Annotated in this window: 17 protein-coding genes; 7 read left to right on the forward strand and 10 right to left on the reverse strand. The window is 68.4% G+C overall.

Annotated features, from left to right (window positions below; genetic code table 11):
* Positions 1 to 10: 10 nt before the first annotated feature.
* The 4 genes from ABDC78_RS24660 to ABDC78_RS24675 all read right to left on the reverse strand — a co-directional run bounded on the left by ABDC78_RS24660 (position 11) and on the right by ABDC78_RS24675 (position 4038).
* A complete protein-coding gene (locus tag ABDC78_RS24660) occupies positions 11 to 1645 on the reverse strand; it encodes an ABC transporter (RefSeq protein ID WP_178357965.1) in 1635 nt (544 codons plus the stop codon).
* Positions 1642 to 2553: an ABC transporter ATP-binding protein gene (locus tag ABDC78_RS24665; protein WP_178357964.1), complete on the reverse strand. Its 912-nt coding sequence runs from the start codon at positions 2551 to 2553 to the stop codon at positions 1642 to 1644. The genes ABDC78_RS24660 and ABDC78_RS24665 overlap by 4 nt, the downstream gene beginning before the upstream one ends.
* Positions 2546 to 3211, reverse strand: a complete 666-nt coding sequence (locus ABDC78_RS24670) for a TetR family transcriptional regulator (RefSeq protein ID WP_178357963.1) — start codon at positions 3209 to 3211, stop codon at positions 2546 to 2548. Before ABDC78_RS24670 ends, ABDC78_RS24665 begins: the two co-directional genes overlap by 8 nt.
* A gap of 146 nt (positions 3212 to 3357) precedes the next feature.
* Positions 3358 to 4038, reverse strand: coding sequence for an O-methyltransferase (locus tag ABDC78_RS24675; RefSeq protein ID WP_178357962.1), 681 nt, complete (start codon positions 4036 to 4038; stop codon positions 3358 to 3360).
* Between the two features lie 247 nt (positions 4039 to 4285).
* On the opposite strand from ABDC78_RS24675, the gene sigE reads away from it, so the two are divergent.
* The 4 genes from sigE (at position 4286) to tatB (ending at position 7507) form a co-directional block, all read left to right on the forward strand.
* Entirely contained in the window at positions 4286 to 5050 is a 765-nt protein-coding gene (gene sigE / locus ABDC78_RS24680; RefSeq protein WP_178358066.1) for an RNA polymerase sigma factor SigE, read from the forward strand.
* Between the two features lie 76 nt (positions 5051 to 5126).
* Positions 5127 to 5522 (forward strand): anti-sigma E factor RseA, encoded by a 396-nt coding sequence (rseA, locus tag ABDC78_RS24685; RefSeq protein WP_178357961.1) that lies wholly within the window; start codon positions 5127 to 5129, stop codon positions 5520 to 5522.
* A gap of 68 nt (positions 5523 to 5590) precedes the next feature.
* Complete coding sequence (locus tag ABDC78_RS24690) at positions 5591 to 7072, forward strand: trypsin-like peptidase domain-containing protein (RefSeq protein WP_178357960.1); 1482 nt, start codon at positions 5591 to 5593, stop codon at positions 7070 to 7072.
* Positions 7073 to 7075: 3 nt separating this feature from the next.
* Positions 7076 to 7507 (forward strand): Sec-independent protein translocase protein TatB, encoded by a 432-nt coding sequence (gene tatB / locus ABDC78_RS24695; RefSeq protein WP_178357959.1) that lies wholly within the window; start codon positions 7076 to 7078, stop codon positions 7505 to 7507.
* A 103-nt stretch (positions 7508 to 7610) separates the two neighbouring features.
* Here tatB and ABDC78_RS24700 read toward each other — a convergent pair whose 3' ends face one another.
* The 4 genes from ABDC78_RS24700 to ABDC78_RS24715 form a co-directional block, all read right to left on the reverse strand.
* Entirely contained in the window at positions 7611 to 8753 is a 1143-nt protein-coding gene (locus ABDC78_RS24700) for a P-loop NTPase (RefSeq protein WP_178357958.1), read from the reverse strand.
* A gap of 57 nt (positions 8754 to 8810) precedes the next feature.
* Positions 8811 to 10163 carry a lytic murein transglycosylase gene (locus ABDC78_RS24705; protein ID WP_347133218.1) on the reverse strand — a complete coding sequence of 451 codons (1353 nt, stop codon included), beginning with the start codon at positions 10161 to 10163 and terminating at the stop codon, positions 8811 to 8813.
* Between the two features lie 88 nt (positions 10164 to 10251).
* Positions 10252 to 10788 (reverse strand): DUF1003 domain-containing protein, encoded by a 537-nt coding sequence (locus ABDC78_RS24710; protein ID WP_178357956.1) that lies wholly within the window; start codon positions 10786 to 10788, stop codon positions 10252 to 10254.
* Complete coding sequence (locus tag ABDC78_RS24715) at positions 10785 to 12080, reverse strand: CBS domain-containing protein (protein ID WP_178357955.1); 1296 nt, start codon at positions 12078 to 12080, stop codon at positions 10785 to 10787. The genes ABDC78_RS24710 and ABDC78_RS24715 overlap by 4 nt, the downstream gene beginning before the upstream one ends.
* A gap of 26 nt (positions 12081 to 12106) precedes the next feature.
* On the opposite strand from ABDC78_RS24715, the gene ABDC78_RS24720 reads away from it, so the two are divergent.
* Positions 12107 to 13063, forward strand: coding sequence for a CoA ester lyase (locus ABDC78_RS24720; RefSeq protein ID WP_178357954.1), 957 nt, complete (start codon positions 12107 to 12109; stop codon positions 13061 to 13063).
* Here the strand turns inward: ABDC78_RS24720 and ABDC78_RS24725 are convergent.
* Both ABDC78_RS24725 and ABDC78_RS24730 read right to left on the reverse strand, forming a co-directional pair.
* Positions 13060 to 13458 (reverse strand): DUF4190 domain-containing protein, encoded by a 399-nt coding sequence (locus tag ABDC78_RS24725; RefSeq protein WP_178357953.1) that lies wholly within the window; start codon positions 13456 to 13458, stop codon positions 13060 to 13062. The genes ABDC78_RS24720 and ABDC78_RS24725 overlap by 4 nt on opposite strands.
* A 16-nt stretch (positions 13459 to 13474) precedes the next feature.
* Entirely contained in the window at positions 13475 to 14155 is a 681-nt protein-coding gene (locus ABDC78_RS24730; RefSeq protein WP_178357952.1) for a DUF4190 domain-containing protein, read from the reverse strand.
* 134 nt (positions 14156 to 14289) lie between these two features.
* On the opposite strand from ABDC78_RS24730, the gene ABDC78_RS24735 reads away from it, so the two are divergent.
* The gene (locus ABDC78_RS24735; RefSeq protein WP_178357951.1) at positions 14290 to 14817 is read left to right on the forward strand and encodes a general stress protein; all 528 of its coding nucleotides are present in this window, start codon (positions 14290 to 14292) and stop codon (positions 14815 to 14817) included.
* A gap of 78 nt (positions 14818 to 14895) precedes the next feature.
* Entirely contained in the window at positions 14896 to 15498 is a 603-nt protein-coding gene (locus ABDC78_RS24740; protein WP_178357950.1) for a suppressor of fused domain protein, read from the forward strand.
* Positions 15499 to 15560 lie beyond the last annotated feature (62 nt).

A 15560-nucleotide genomic window follows, 5' to 3' on the forward strand; every position in this document is an offset into this window, starting at 1 on the left:
GATTCTCTCCTCACACGGCGTCTCGGCGCCTGTACAGGAATCCGGCAGCCAACGTCAAAGCTGTTGCCGCCGCGACCATCACGAGCAAGGCGGTGACGGGTACCTCGGTGGGGACCGTGGTCTGCGCGACGGGTGAGAGGTCGAGCAGCCAGCGCGGCAAGCGCAGTAGCGCGCCGAGGTAGAGCGAGGTGACGACGAAGGTCACGGCGAGCCAGCCGATCCAGGTGTGTCGCACCGCCACCGCAAGAGCCGCGACGCCTGCCATCACCGCGAGAGCAGGGACGAAGGCCAGTCCGGCCAGCGTGAGTCGCGCCACGGTGTGCGGTTCTGCCAGTGTCAGCCCGGCGCCCAGGCCGTTGCCGAGACCGGCGAAGAACATCAACACCGCCGAACCGAGGACTGCCGATGCCACCGCGGTGAACAGCCACCGGCGGCGTGACACCGCTCCTGCGAGCACGGCCTCGCCGAGTCCGGACTGTTCGTCGGCGTACACCCGCAACACGGCGGACACCGTGTAGGCGCATGCCGCGGCAGCGAGAAACTGCGACATCGTCGTATAGACCCCGTCATTGCCCTGGGTGGACATGATCCGGGCGAGCAACTCGTTGCCCTCGGCCGCATCGATCAGCGATTTCGTCATCGATCCGAACGCCAGTCCCGCTACGAACAGACCCACCGACCAGCCGACGGTCTGGCCGCGCTGCAGAACGAGGTGCATGCCGAGCACACCGCGGACGGGGCGCGCGTCGGGACGTTCGCCGCTCGAGGCGATGGTGCCGTCGTCGTACTGGCGGCGGGCTTCCAGCAGCGCGGCGGCGAGGACCACTGCGATGGTCAGCAGGATCAGCGGGGCCAGTGGCCACCACCGCAGATCAACGAACGCACGCATCTGCTGGGCCCATGCGATGGGGGAGAACCAACTCAGCACGCTGCCCGAGTTGTTGATGACGTCGCCGACCCCGCGGACCAGCGCGGCCAGGGCGAGGGTGGCCATCGCCGCACCCGTAGCGGCGCGCGCGGTTCGCCACAGCTGTGCGGTCACGGCCGCGACGGCGCCGAACACGGTGGCCACCGCGGTGACTCCCACGCACATCGCGGCGGTGTTGATCAGGTCGAAGCCGGTCGCCGCCATCGCGGCCGTCATGGTCACGGCGAGAACCACATTGACCGCGGCGACAAGAACCAGAGCGGCGGTGGTCCTGGCGTAGCGGCCGACGACTGAAGCCAGCACCAGTTCGGCGGCTCCGCTCTCCTCCTCGGCGCGAGTGTGTCGAACAACCGTGAGAATCCCGAGAATCGACGTGGCGACGATCAACGTGAGCATCATCTCGTTGGCCATCATCGCCCCGAGTTCGGTCTCGTTGCCACCGAACATGGGGCCGCCCAACATCATTCCGGCAGGGGTCTTGAGGAGTTCGACCCGTGCCAGGCGTTGTGCCTCTTCGGGGTATGCGAGCTCGATGGTGGTGGGTGCGTACGCCATCATCGCGGTCAGTGCGGTGATCCACACCGACAGCCGGACCCGATCGCGGCGCAGCGCCAGGCGGATCAAATGACCGGTGCCGGTCCAGCGCGATACTGCCGGAGATGCGGCATGGCGCCTCGCCGTCGTCGGCGACGCGGTGGTGGTCGCGCCGGCGCTCATCGGCCCGTCCCCTGGTACTCCCGCAGGAACATGTCCTCGAGAGAGGCCGGCGATACGGTCAGTTCCTCGATGCCCAAGCCGGTCAGGTCGGACATCGCCCGGTCGAGGTCGTCGCGGTCCACGGAGAAGTGCAGTCGACCGTCCTGTGCGCGAAGATCGTGGACGTACGGTGCCCGCTCCAGGGCGCGGCCGTCGCCGCGGGTGCGTGCGGTGATGGTGGTGTGCATCAGATGCCGCATCTGCTCCAGCGTCCCGGACCGGACCGTCCGGCCCGCCCGCACGATCGTCACGGTGCGGCAGAGCTTTTCGACTTCGGCCAGGATGTGGCTGGACAGCAGCACTGCCGCACCCTGGTCCGCGACTTCGCGGACACACTGCTGAAACGCGTGCTCCATCAACGGATCCAGGCCTGAAGTCGGTTCGTCGAGGACGAACAGCTCGCTGCGGGTGCTGAAGGCGGCGACGATCGCCACCTTCTGCCGGTTGCCCTTGGAATAGGTGCGGGCTTTCTTGTGTGGATCGAGTTCGAAGCGCTCGATCAGGTCGTCTCTGCGCTTGGTGTCGACGGCGCTTCTGCCCCGGAGGTCGGCGAGGAAATTGATCGCCTGCATTCCGGTGAGGTTGGGCCACAGCGTGACATCACCTGGCACATAGGCGATCCGACGATGCAGTTTCACCGCGTCACGCCAGGGGTCGCCGCCCAACAGTCGCACGGTGCCGCTGTCGGCGCGAAGCAGCCCGAGGAGAACTCGCAGTGTGGTGGACTTGCCCGCCCCGTTGGGGCCGAGGAAGCCGGCCACGTCGCCGGGGGCGACAGCGAGGTCGAGGCCGTCGAGAGCCTTGGTGCGCCCGAACGATTTCGACAGGCCGCTGATCTCGACGGCGAGTCTGGTGCCCTGCTCAGTCATCGTGAACTCCTTCATCCGAGGTGAACGGGATGCCCTGCTCGCGCTTTTCCATGAAGGCGTCGAACATCGTCGAGTCCCTCATCAGGCCGTGGGTGTAGATCTCCAGAGCGGGTAACAACATCTCCTCGCTGTAGTCCCGTAGGACAGCGCGCAAGTCGGAGGGGTTGTCATGCAGTTGCAGGTACAGCAGGAAGCTGCCGCCGCCACTCATCGACAGGAATCGGGCCCGGGCCCGCGGGTCGACGCTCGGGGTGATCGTCCCGGCCCGCACGCCCTCCTCGAGGTACTGCTCAGCGTTGTCGATCATGGTGTGCCACAGAGTTTTTGCCAGATCGCCGCCCGCCTGCATGCTGCGCACCAGGTAGGCCATCATCGGCGCGTAGTCCTCGATCTCGGCCATCTGCGCGAACCACGTTGCGGGGTCGGAGGACTGGATCGACTCGGACTTGGTGGAGCGGATGACGTCGGCGATGTAGTCGTCACACACCTTGCGCAAACCGTCCTTGGATCCGAAGTGGTGGATCACCAGGGCGGCGCTGACCCCGGCGGCCTCGGCGATGCGGCGCAGGCCGACGGTGAAGCCGTCGCGGCCCCACTCGTCGATCGCGGCGTCACGGATGCGGGCGAGGGCAGTTCGGTCCGCTGCTGCTGAACGCATGTTCAGTATGCTAAACGAATGTTCAGTGGGCGGTCAAGAGTGCGCAGGCGGGTGGTCGTCGACGGGGATGAGCGCGCGCAAAATGCCGGAACTGGCGGCGTGTCGGCGCACAGACATGCGCGCTCGCCGAGGAGAGGGAAAGGGGGTCAGTCGCGGGCGGCGGCGAGCAAGCCGTCGCCCAACGGGATCAGCACGGGGGTGAGTCGCTCGTCCTCGGCGATCAGCCTGGCCGCCTCACGCACCGCGCCGACCTCGCTGTCGTTGGCCGACGCATCGCCGGCCCGCCCGCCCAGGGCGGCGCGATGCACGACGATGGCGCCTCCCGGGCGGAGCAGTCGCACCCCCTCGACGACGAACTGCGGCTGGTCGGCCGGGTCGGCGTCGATGAACACCAGGTCGTAGGTCTCGTCGGCCAGTCGGGTGAGGACCTCCTGGGCGCGGCCGCTGATCAGCCTGGTGCGGCCCGGTCCGACTCCCGCCTCGGTGTAGGCCTGTTTGGCGATGCGCTGGTGTTCGGGTTCGACGTCGATGGTCGTCAGAACCCCGTCGTCGCGCATTCCCGACAGCAGCCAGAGGCCGCTGACTCCCGCGCCGGTACCGACCTCGACCACCGCTTTCGCCCGGGTCAGCTTGGCCAGGACGCAGAGAAGAGCGCCGACCGCCGGGGTCACCGCCCCCGCGCCGATGTCCACCGCGCGTTCGCGTGCCGCCGCGACGATGGCGTCCTCGGAGATCGAGTGTTCGGCGTGGGCGACGATCGCCTCCGCCTGACTCGCCCTCGCCCCGGAGTCGCCGGAGCCGACCACGGGCTCGTCGGTGCTGGCCATGCCCCGCAGCGTAGAGCCAAGCGCTGGTGCCGGGTGCCGCGACACGCCCGCCCCCAGTTCCGATACTTCACGAGCGTGACCACTGTTTTTGCTGGTCGCAAAATGGGTAGAAATCTTTCTCAGGAAATGTTCAGTTTGCTCATATGCCAGGCACACCAGCGCAGGAGACGGTAGTCGCATGACAGACGGCGCATTCAGCGCACGCAGTGGCATCTTCCGCCCCGGGGTCGACGCGGGGAAGAAAGCCATGTCGCACCGCGTTGTCGATATCGAGCCGTCGGTCACCGACGACCGCGGCACTCATGACTTGGAGGATCCGACGACCACCACCCAGATAGGCCCAGCTGCCGCTCCCGTGGCCGCACCTGTGTCGATGGCGCATCTCGAGCAGTTCACCGATGGCGAATGGGTCGAGCCGACCGACGAGTTGACCGGCACGGCGGTGTTCGACGCAACCGGAGACAAAGCGGCGATGCCGAGCTGGGACGAACTCGTCCGCCAGCATGCCGACCGCGTATATCGACTGGCGTATCGCCTGTCCGGCAGTCAGCACGACGCGGAGGACCTCACCCAGGAGACCTTCATCAGGGTGTTCCGGTCGGTGCAGAACTACCAGCCCGGCACATTCGAGGGCTGGTTGCACCGCATCACCACGAACCTGTTCCTCGACATGGTCCGCCGCCGCGGCCGCATCCGCATGGAAGCGCTGCCTGAGGACTACGACCGGGTTCCGGCCGACGAGCCGAACCCCGAGCAGATCTACCACGACTCCCGGCTGGGGCCGGACCTGCAGGCGGCACTGGATTCGCTTCCCCCGGAGTTCCGCGCGGCGGTGGTGTTGTGCGACATCGAAGGTCTGTCCTACGAGGAGATCGGCGCGACTCTCGGCGTCAAGCTGGGAACGGTTCGCAGCCGCATCCACCGGGGGCGGCAGGCGCTGCGTGAGCATTTGGCGCGCCATTCCGACGCCGGTACCGCGGAGGGTTTCCGCGCCATCGCCAAGTCGGCCTGACGTTCGCGCGTTGCTCCACAGCATGCCGCGCTACATTCGAATGCAGCGGCATCACACGAGCCGAGAGGAGCTGCTGATGGTCGATCCCGGACATGCCTTCCGGCGCGCCTTCTCGTGGCTGCCCTCTCAGTTCGCCTCGCAGAGCGAGGGACCCGTCGGTCCGCGCCAGTTCGGGTCCACCGAGCATCTGTCGACCGAGGCTGTCGCGGCATTCGTCGACGGCGAATTGCGGATGACCGCCCACCTGCGCGCAGCCCATCATCTTTCGTTGTGTCCAGAGTGCGCGTGGGAGGTCGACGCGCAGCGGCAGGCACGAACCGCGCTGCGGGACTCCTGCCCGGTGGCGATGCCGAGTTCTTTGCTGGGCCTGCTGTCTCAGATCCCGCACCATGCTCCGGACGAGGTTCAGGAGCCGGCCGAAGCCCCACAGCTGGCTGACGGCGTGGAGCGCACCCGTCGCAAGCGTCGGTAGGGTGGAGCAGAGTCGATAAGAGACGCGCGTCGGCGATTGCTGGCGCCTGAGCAGAGGGTGATGAACGGGTGAGCAATCTGGATGAGTCCGGTCGGGAGCGTCTCGAACCGCGTCCCGTGTCGCGTCCTCCTGTCGATCCGGCAGCCCAGCGAGCGTTCGGCAGGCCCGCGGGTGTGGACGGCTCGTTCACCGGTGCCGGCCAGTACCGCGATCAGGGCGAGTACACGCCCAAAGACCAAGCTCCCGACCCCGTGCTGGCCCAGGCGTTCGGCCGTACCCCCGGAGAGTCACTCCAGCGGCATCCCACCGACGCCGGTGCGCTCGACGCGGAACGCGACGACAGCGCCGACGATTTTGACGATCCGTGGCGCAACCCGGGCGCCGCAGCAGGACTGGGGACTCCCGCCTTCGTGCCGACCGCCCAGGCGGCGCCCACAGAAGTGCCCGGCAAGCTGGGCGTCCGCGATGTGATCTTCGGCCGCAGGGTCTCCTTCACCGCACTCGCGGTGCTCGGCATCGTGGCGCTGGTCATCGGCGTCGCCGGCGGTCTGGTGGGTCGGAAGACCGCAGAGGTCGTCGAAGCGTTCACCACGTCGAAAGTGACTCTGGAGACCAGCGACAGGCCCCACCTGCCGCCCGGACGGTTCACCGAGGTCGCTGCCGCGGTGGCTGATTCTGTCGTCACCATCGAGGCTTCCAGCGACACCGAGGGCTCGCAGGGCTCCGGTGTCGTCGTCGACGGCCGCGGCTACGTCGTCACCAACAACCACGTGATCTCCGAGGCGGCCACCAACCCCAGCAAGTACAAGCTGGCGGTGGTGTTCAACGACGGCACCGAGGTGCCGGCCAACCTGGTCGGCCGCGATCCCAAGACCGATCTGGCGGTGCTCAAGGTCGACAACGTCGACAACCTCGTCGTCGCCCGGATGGGCGACTCTGAGAAACTCCAGGTCGGTGAAGAGGTGATAGCCGCCGGTGCGCCACTCGGGTTGCGCAGCACGGTCACCACCGGCATCGTCAGCGCGCTCAACCGCCCGGTGCCCCTGTCCGGTGACGGCTCGGACACCGACACCGTCATCGACGGCGTGCAAACCGACGCCTCGATCAACCACGGCAACTCCGGTGGGCCATTGATCAACATGAACGCCGAGGTCATCGGCATCAACACCGCGGGCAAGTCACTGTCGGACAGCGCCAGCGGCCTCGGTTTCGCGATCCCGGTCAACGAGGTCAAGCAGGTCGTCGAGACGTTGATCGAGGCCGGCAAGATCTCCCACCCGACGCTGGGCCTGACAGCCCGATCGGTCAGTAACGACGTGTCCAAGGGCGCGCAGATCGCGAATGTGACCGCCGGCGGACCGGCGGAGCGGGCGGGCATCCTCGAGAACGACGTGGTCGTCAAGGTGGGGGATCGTGAGGTCGCCGACGCCGACGAGTTCGTCGTCGCCGTCCGGCAACTCAGGATCGGCGAGGCCGCACCCATCGAGGTGGTCCGCGACGGCCGCAACGTCACGCTGGAAGTGACCCCCGGCCCGGACACCAGCACGTAGCCGATGTTCGCCAACGTCGGTTGGGGCGAGATGTTGGTCCTGGTGATCGCCGGTTTGGTGATCCTCGGGCCGGAACGGCTACCAGGAGCGATCCGCTGGACATCCGGGGCGCTGCGTCAGGCGCGGGACTACATCAGCGGTGCCACCAGCCAGTTGCGCGACGACTTCGGTCCGGAGTTCGAGGATCTGAGGGAGCCGCTGTCCGAGTTGCAGAAGCTCAGGGGCATGACGCCACGTGCGGCGCTGACCAAACATCTTCTCGACGGCGACGATTCGATCTTCACCGGCAAGTTCGACGGGGCGCAACGCCCCGCTGAGAAGCCGCAGTCGGCGGGCGGTCCGGCCGAGGCCGCCGCCACGGCTGTCACGAAACAGCCTGTCACGAAGCAACCCGAACCCTCGGCGGCCACTCCGTTCGACAGCGACGCCACCTAGCTTTCGCGCCGAAACTGTATTCCACGCGCGACATCTCGCGTGACGACCGCGCGGAATACCGTTTCGGCATGCCCGCAGGCCGGCAGGGCCGGCGGGCCGGGTGCTAGCGGCCTGCGGGATCGAGGCCGAGCGACATACCGGCCAGACCGCGCTTGCGACTCGACAGCGCATCGGCGATGCCGCGCAGCGCCTTGCCGGCCACGGAGTCCGGGGCGGACAACACCAGCGGGACACCGGAATCTCCCGCCGTCACCAGCGCGGGGTCGAGCGGCACCTGACCCAGCAGTGGCACATCCGCGCCGACCGCCCTCGTCAAGGACTCGGCGACCTTGGCGCCGCCGCCTTCGCCGAAGATCTGCATCGTGGTTCCGTCGGGCAGCAGCAGCCCGGACATGTTCTCCACCACGCCGACGATGCGCTGCCGGGTCTGCAGCGCGATCGCGCCGGCACGCTCGGCCACCTCGGCGGCGGCCAGTTGCGGCGTCGTGACGACCAGGATCTCCGCGCCGGGAATCAACTGTGACACCGAGATCGCGATGTCGCCGGTGCCCGGCGGGAGGTCCAGCAGCAGAACGTCCAGATCACCCCAGTAGACGTCGGCGAGGAACTGCTGAAGCGCGCGGTGCAGCATCGGCCCTCGCCACACCACCGGCGTGTTGCCCTGGGTGAACATCGCGATGGAGATCACCCGGACGTCGTGGGCGACGGGCGGCAGGATCATCGAGTCGACCTGGGTCGGGCGGTCGGCGGTGCCCATCATCCTGGGCACCGAGTGCCCGTAGATGTCGGCGTCGAGGAGTCCGACGGACAGACCGCGTGCGGCCATCGCGGCGGCCAGGTTCACGGTGACGCTGGACTTGCCGACACCGCCCTTGCCGGATGCGACGGCATACACGCGGGTCAGCGAACCGGGCTGGGCGAAGGGGATCACCGGTTCCCGGGAATCGCCACGTAATTGCTTGCGGAGTTCGGCGCGCTGTTCGTCGTTCATGACGTCGAGGGTCACCTTGACCGCGCCGGTACCGGGGACGTCGCTGACGGCCCGGCTGACGCTGTCGGTGATCTCGGTTTTCTTCGGGCATGCCGACGTGGTCAGGTACACCTCGACGTGCACGGATCCGTCGGCTTCGGCGGTGACGCTCTTGACCATGCCGACGTCGGTGATCGGGCGCCGCAGTTCGGGGTCGATCACCTTGGCCAGCGCGGCGCGCACCGAGGATTCGAGGTCAGTCGGAGTTGGGGACATCGCCTGCGAGTCTAGGCCGCCGACAGGGGCCGGCCGGCATGCGGGCGACCGCGGCGCTCAGCCCACGGGGCCGGGCGCGGGTCCCGGAGCGGCTGGTAGCGGGCCGGGCGGCGGCGGAGCCACCGGTGCAGGCGGCCCCGGCGGAAGCAACGGTTGGGCCACCGGAACGGCCGGTCCGGGCAGGCCCGCCGGGGCGGGAGGTGCGGCCGGCGGTGCGGTGCTCTGGATGCAGAACACGGCGCACTCCGGCTGCTGCTGCGGCGGCGGTTGCACCCACGGAGGCAGCCAGGCCGGCGGCGGGGCCACCGGCTGCGGTGCGGCCTGCGGCGCGGGTGCCGGGCCGGGCAGCGGGCCCAGCGATTGCCCCGGAGCGAATCCCGGCAGGTTGGTGGAGATCTGGCTGGCCGCGTCGGTGCGCTCCATGAGCGGTATCAGCGACAGCGGATCGTTCGCCGGCAAGCCGGTGGCATTCAACGGCATTCCCGGTCCGAGGCCCTGGCCCCGGGTGCTCTCGAGGTGCGTGCTCCCGCTGTCGCTGCTGCCGCTGCCGAGGGCCGGTACGGACCCGTTGATCGGGGGCAGGTCGACAGGCACGACACCCGTTGCGTAGGACGCCGCCCAGCTCAGCACATTGCGGGCGTAGGCCATCGAGTTGTTGTAGCGCAGTATCGCGGCCATCACATCGGACTGGTCGCGCAGGTTCAACCCTCCGCTGCACAGGTAGCGGGCCGCCGCCAGCGACGCGTCGAAGACGTTCTGTACGTCGGCCTTGCCGTCACCGTCGCCGTCTGACGCGTAGCGCGACCAGGTGCCGGGCAGGAACTGCATCGGGCCCATCGCCCGGGCGTAGGTGACGCGGTCGGCGCTGCGACTCTGCACGATGACCTCGTTGCCGGGCAGCGTGCCGTCCAGCGCGGGCCCGTAGATCGGCCGCACCGCATTGCCCCGCGCGTCGGTGGCCCCGTAAGCGTGCATCGACTCGATCCGGCCGATACCGGCCAGCAGGTTCCAGCTCACACCGCAGCCCGGGTAGGCGGCTGCCATCATGCTCTCGGCGTTGCGGTAGGCCGACAGCGCCATCGACGGAATGCGAAGTGTCCCGGGGGAATTCACCACCGCTGCGGGGGGTGGTGAGGACGCGGCGCTCGCGGCGATGCGTACCGGCGTCGGTGTCTTGGTGACCGCCACCACCGATACGCCGGACTCGTCTCCGGGTGTGCGCTCCACGGCGGCCAGGGGCATCACCGCGGAATCGCGGGTCGCCGTGACAGTGGACGGCGCCGATGCTCCGACGGCGCCCGCCAGCACCAGGGGGGTGAGCACGGCGGCCACGCCGACGGCCGGCATGCGGGCAACGCGTCCCGCACGCCGCCCCGCTGCTCGGAGGGTTGAACGTCCCCCTATATGCACTCAACCGTCCTAGCTGTGAGATCGCCTGTGAACCAAGTCACCATACCTATTGAGCAACGATGCCGTAACAGCAATCGCCACAGCCGTCTCACCCCTTTTTCTTGGAGCGCCGCTCGGAGGCCTGCCTGCCCGAGGACTCGGTGCCGGTCGGTTGCTGCAATTCGCCGATCAGGTCGCGGATCTCCTCCAGTTCGCGGCGCAGGTAGTCGCGGGTGGTGAGTTCGCCGACGGCAAGCCGCAGCGCGGCCAGTTCGCGCGCCAGGTACTCGGTATCGGCCTTGGTCTGCTCGGCACGCCTGCGGTCCTCTTCGAGAGCGACGCGGTCGCGGTTCTCCTGCCGGTTCTGGGCGAGCAGGATCAGGGGTGCGGCATATGCAGCCTGGGTGGAGAACGCGAGGTTGAGCAGGATGAACGGGTAGGGATCCCACTGCCAGGCGAAGGCCCCGATGTTGAGCAGGATCCAGACGATCACCAGAATCGTCTGGATCGCCAGGTAGCGACCCGTGCCGAGGAAGCGGGCGAATTGTTCGCTGACCCGGCCGACCGCCTCGACGTCCAGTCGCGGGGCGAACGACCGGGAGATCCGGGGCGTGTCGAGGCGCTGGCGTGCCGACGATTCGCTCATGTCGCCCTCTCGGCGGTCTCGATCACGAGTTCGGCCTCACGTTCGCGCCAGTCGTCGGGCAGCAGGTGGTCGAGCACGTCGTCGACCGAGACCGCGCCGAGCAGATGGTTCTCGTCGTCGACCACCGGCCCGCACACCAGGTTGTAGGCGGCGAAGTATCGGGTGACCGCGCTCAGCGAGTCCTCCGGCCGCAGGCTGGGCAGGTCGGTGTCGACGATCCCACTGACCAGTGCAGCGGGCGGGTCGCGCAGGAGGCGCTGGAGATGGACGCACCCCAGATAGCGTCCGGTGGGAGTGGCGGTCGGCGGGCGCACCACAAAAACGAGCGATGCCAGCGCCGGCGTCAGGTCCGGATCCCGTACCCGCGCAAGGGCTTCGGCGACCGTGGTGTCCGGAGCCAGGATCACCGGCTCGGACGTCATCAGGCCGCCGGCGGTGTTCGGCGAGTGGGCGAGCAGTCGGCGGACGTCCTCGGAGTCCTCCGGATCCATCCGGCGCAGGAACTGCTCGGCATCCGCGGGTGTCATCGTCCCCAGCAGGTCGGCGGCGTCGTCGGGATCCATCGCCTCGAGCACATCGGCGGCGCGGTCGGTTTTCAGCTGCCGCAGCAGCGCCACCTGTTGGTCCTCGGGCAACTCCTGCAGCACGTCGGCCAGGCGTTCGTCGTCGAGCGCGTTGACCACCTCGTAGCGGCGCTTGACCGGCAGCTCGCGGATGGCGTCGGCGACCTCGACGGGTCGTTGCCCCTGGAACTGCTCGAGCAGTTGAGCCACGCCCTGGTCGGGCATCGCAAGACCCGACGGGGTGAGACCGTGCACGTGCTGCCAGTCGACGGCGTACACATTGCTGCGACGGCCGAGCCGACGTTGGGGACGGACGGCGACCCTGGTGACCAACCAGTCACGCGTTCGGGTCTGCTCGATGCCGAGATCCACCACGACCACGTCGATTCCCGCCAGCTGCGTCAGGTCGGGATCGTCGACGCGGACCCGGGTTTCGATGACCTGCCCGAGGACGAGCACCTCACCGGGACGCTGCGAGAAGCGACGTAGCGAGACGTTGCCGGTGGCCAGGGTCACCGCGCCGGGCTCGATGGCGGTCACGCGCAGAATGGGCACGAAAATTCTTCTGCGGGTCAGCAACTCACAGACCAGGCCGAGCACCCGCGGTTGTTGGCGGACGAGGCTGATGCCGATGACCACATCACGGACCCGGCCGATGGATTCACCGTCGGGGCCGAGCACGACCATTCCCGCGAGTCGAGCCGCATAGACCCTGTTGACCGACGCCATGGGTGACAAGGGTAGAGAGTGTTGTTGTGGATAACCGGTATCGACCCCGGCGGACGTGCCTGTCCGTGCCGGGCAGCAGCGTCAAGATGATCCAGAAGGCCAAGACACTGCCCGCCGACGAGGTGTTCCTGGATCTCGAGGACGCCGTCGCCCCGGGCGCGAAAACGCAAGCGCGCGCACAGGTCGCGGCCGCCCTCGGTGAGCCCGGCTGGGCCGGCCAGTTGCGTGGCGTCCGCGTCAACGACTGGACGACGCCGTGGACTCACGCCGACATCATCGACGTGGTGGCGGGAGCGGGCGCGTCCCTCGACGTCGTGGTGCTGCCGAAGGTGACCGATGTCTCGCACGTGCATGCCCTGGATCTGCTCCTCAGCCAGCTCGAGGCCACCCACGGTCTGCCGGTGGGGCGGATCGGTATCGAGGCACAGATCGAGGACGCCAGGGGCCTCACCCACATCGACGCGATCGCCGATGCGCCACGTGTGCAGGCGCTGGTGCTCGGCCCCGCCGATCTGATGGCGAGCCTGAACATGCGCACGCTCGAGGTGGGTGAGCAGCCCGAGGGATACGACGTCGGCGACGCGTACCACCATGTGCTGATGCGGATTCTGGTCGCCGCGCGTGCCCACGGCATCGCCGCGATCGACGGGCCCTATCTGAGGGTCCGCGACACCGACGCCTTCCGCCGGGTGGCGGGCCGGTCAGCCGCGCTGGGCTACGACGGCAAATGGGTGCTGCACCCCGACCAGATCGCGGCGGGCAACACGATCTACAGCCCGCGACAGGAAGCCTACGATCGCGCGGAGCTCATCCTGGAGGCCTACGAGTGGCACACCTCGGGGGCCGGTGGCGCGAGGGGAGCGGTGATGCTCGGCGACGAGATGATCGACGAGGCCAGCCGCAAGATGGCACTCGTCGTCGCCGGTAAGGGCCGCGCCGCGGGCATGCAGCGCCACGGCGAGCCGTTCCAGCCGCCCGGCTAGAGGTCGCTGGAGTACAGCAGGGCCGTCACCAGCAGGTAGAGGAAATAGCCGACCATGACGAGCGCGCTGACGATCACCGCGGCCACAGCCATCGCGTGCCCGTCCTGACCGGTGCGTTTGGTCTCGCGAATCGCGATGATCCCGAGCACCATCCCGACGAGCGAGGGCAGCCCACAGCAGACCATGCCCGCGAGCGAGGTGATCAGCGCCGCGATGGCCTTGCCGTTGTAGCCGGGCGGCTTCGGCGGCGGGTACGCCGGATAAGGCTGGTAGTAGCCGGGATTCGGCAGGCCGTGATACGACGTCGGGTACACCGGCGGTGGCAGACCGACATCCGCCGGATAGTCCAGCGGCGGGTCGAAACGCTCCGGCCCTTCCGGCCCGCTCGCAGTCATGCCCGTATGGGTGACGTCAGGCGGCGAGGGCCGAAATGGTCCACGCGAGACTGATCAGCATTGTCACCACACCGACCGCGATGCCCGCGACAGCCAATCCGTGGCCGGCCTGACGCGACTGCTTGATCTGGTTGAGCGCGATCACACCGAGCACGATGCCGATGATGGAGCCGATACCGCAGCACACGCCGAGGATCGACGCGACCAGCGACCACATCGCGAAGGTGTTGTTGCCCTGCTGGACCGGAGCGCCGTAGCCGTACTCGGCCGGGTATCCACCTTGCGGCGGGGGGTAGCTCCCGTAGGGCGGTGGCGGCGGATACCCCTGCGCGCTGTAACCCTGGTCGGGGTAGGGCGAGGAGTTCGGATCGGGATAGGGCGGCGGGTAGCCGTAACCGGGCGGCGGCGAGTAGCCGCCCTGCGGGGGCGGGTAGCCGGCCGGCGGAAACTCCCCGGAGGGCGGATAGCCGGTCGGGGTGTACGCCGGTGCGTCGTATCCGGAGGGCGGCTGGGTGTAGGACGGCGGCGCGTCGTACGCCGGCGGCGGCGGGTAGTCCGACGGCTCGGGCGGGGGCGTCGAAGAGCTCGACGACTGCTCGACCGGGGGCGCCTCGTGACCGGAGGGTGGTGGCTCGGACCCACTGCCGGTGGAATCAGAAGATTCGATTCGGCGTGCGTCGTCGTCCGAATTTGTCATGCTGATAAACCTAGCGCAATGCGCGGGAACCCCAGTGAGACGCGGGTGAGCGCGAACCGGGGCACCTTTGACGGGTCCGGATCGTTGGCATGCAGACTAGCGTTGCACGTGGCGCAATCGAAGGAGTCAAGGATATGACCAGCCCATTCCAGCCTGGACAGAATCCCGGTGCGGCACCCAGTGTCCCGACGGCAGGTCGTCGCAGGCCGGTCGGACTGCCCACCCCTCCCAAGGGGTGGCCGATCGGGTCGTATCCGACCTATGCCGAGGCCCAGCGCGCCGTCGACTATCTCTCCGACAAGGAGTTTCCCGTCGAGCACGTGACGATCGTCGGCGTCGACCTGATGCAGGTCGAGCGGGTCACCGGGAAATTGTCCTGGCCCAAAGTCCTCGGTGGCGGGGTGCTCACCGGCGCCTGGTTGGGTCTGTTCATCGGCCTGATCCTCGGTTTCTTCAGCCCGAACCCGTGGAGCGCACTGGTCACGGGTCTGGTGGCAGGTGTGTTCTTCGGACTGATCACCACAGCGATTCCGTATGCGATGGCACGGGGCACAAGAGATTTCAGCTCGACGATGCAGTTGGTGGCCGGCCGTTACGACGTGCTGTGTGACCCGCAGAGCGCCGAGCGGGGCCGGGATCTGCTGGCCCGCCTGACGATTTGACCAGCGGGGTGATCATCACATCTCCAGATGCCGCTGCCGGGGCCTCGTGCGGTTCGAGTTCTGCGGGACGGTCGCCGGGTGAGTGACGTCCTGACCCGGGTGCGCGCGCATCTGCGCGAGCATTTCTCCGAGAGGGGAATCACGGCAGAACCGGTGGAGGCCAGCGTCACCTTCCTCGGCGCCGACCCCATCGCCGTCATCCGATTCGGTATCCCGGATGACGCCGATAATGTTGCTGCGCAGTATGTCTCGGTGGGCTGTTCCCGAAACCCGATGGTGGATCCGGCCGAGTTGCTCGCAGATCCGGTCCGCGGCCCCCGCGCCGAGATCGTCATGGCCCTGCGCGGTCCCTCGCCCGCCGGGCTGGCTCGCTCGCTCGCGGTGGTCGCCGCGGCGCCCGCCGTCGAAGGGCTGATCCTGGAGCCCGACGCACTCGTCGACCTGGAGACCCCGGTGTGGCAGGGCGCGCCGTTCACGGCCTATCTCCTGGGGCGCAGTGACATCGACGACGTCGACCTACCGGAGCCGCTGTCGCCGGTGAGGGTGTTGTCGGCGGTTCCCATCACCGCGACGGAGGCGGCCTGGGTGCGACTGAAAGGTGCTGAGGCGATGAGGGAGGCGTGGGTGCAGGACGGGGTCGATCCCACGGATCCACGGCGGCGGGCCGCCAGTCCTGCGTGAGCGGCGGGCCGCCAGTCCTGCGTGAGCGGCGGGCCGCCAGTCCTGCGTGAGCGGCGGGCCGC

The sequence above is a fragment of the Mycobacterium sp. DL genome (genome assembly GCF_039729195.1).
Taxonomy (GTDB): Bacteria; Actinomycetota; Actinomycetes; order Mycobacteriales; family Mycobacteriaceae; genus Mycobacterium; species Mycobacterium hippocampi_A.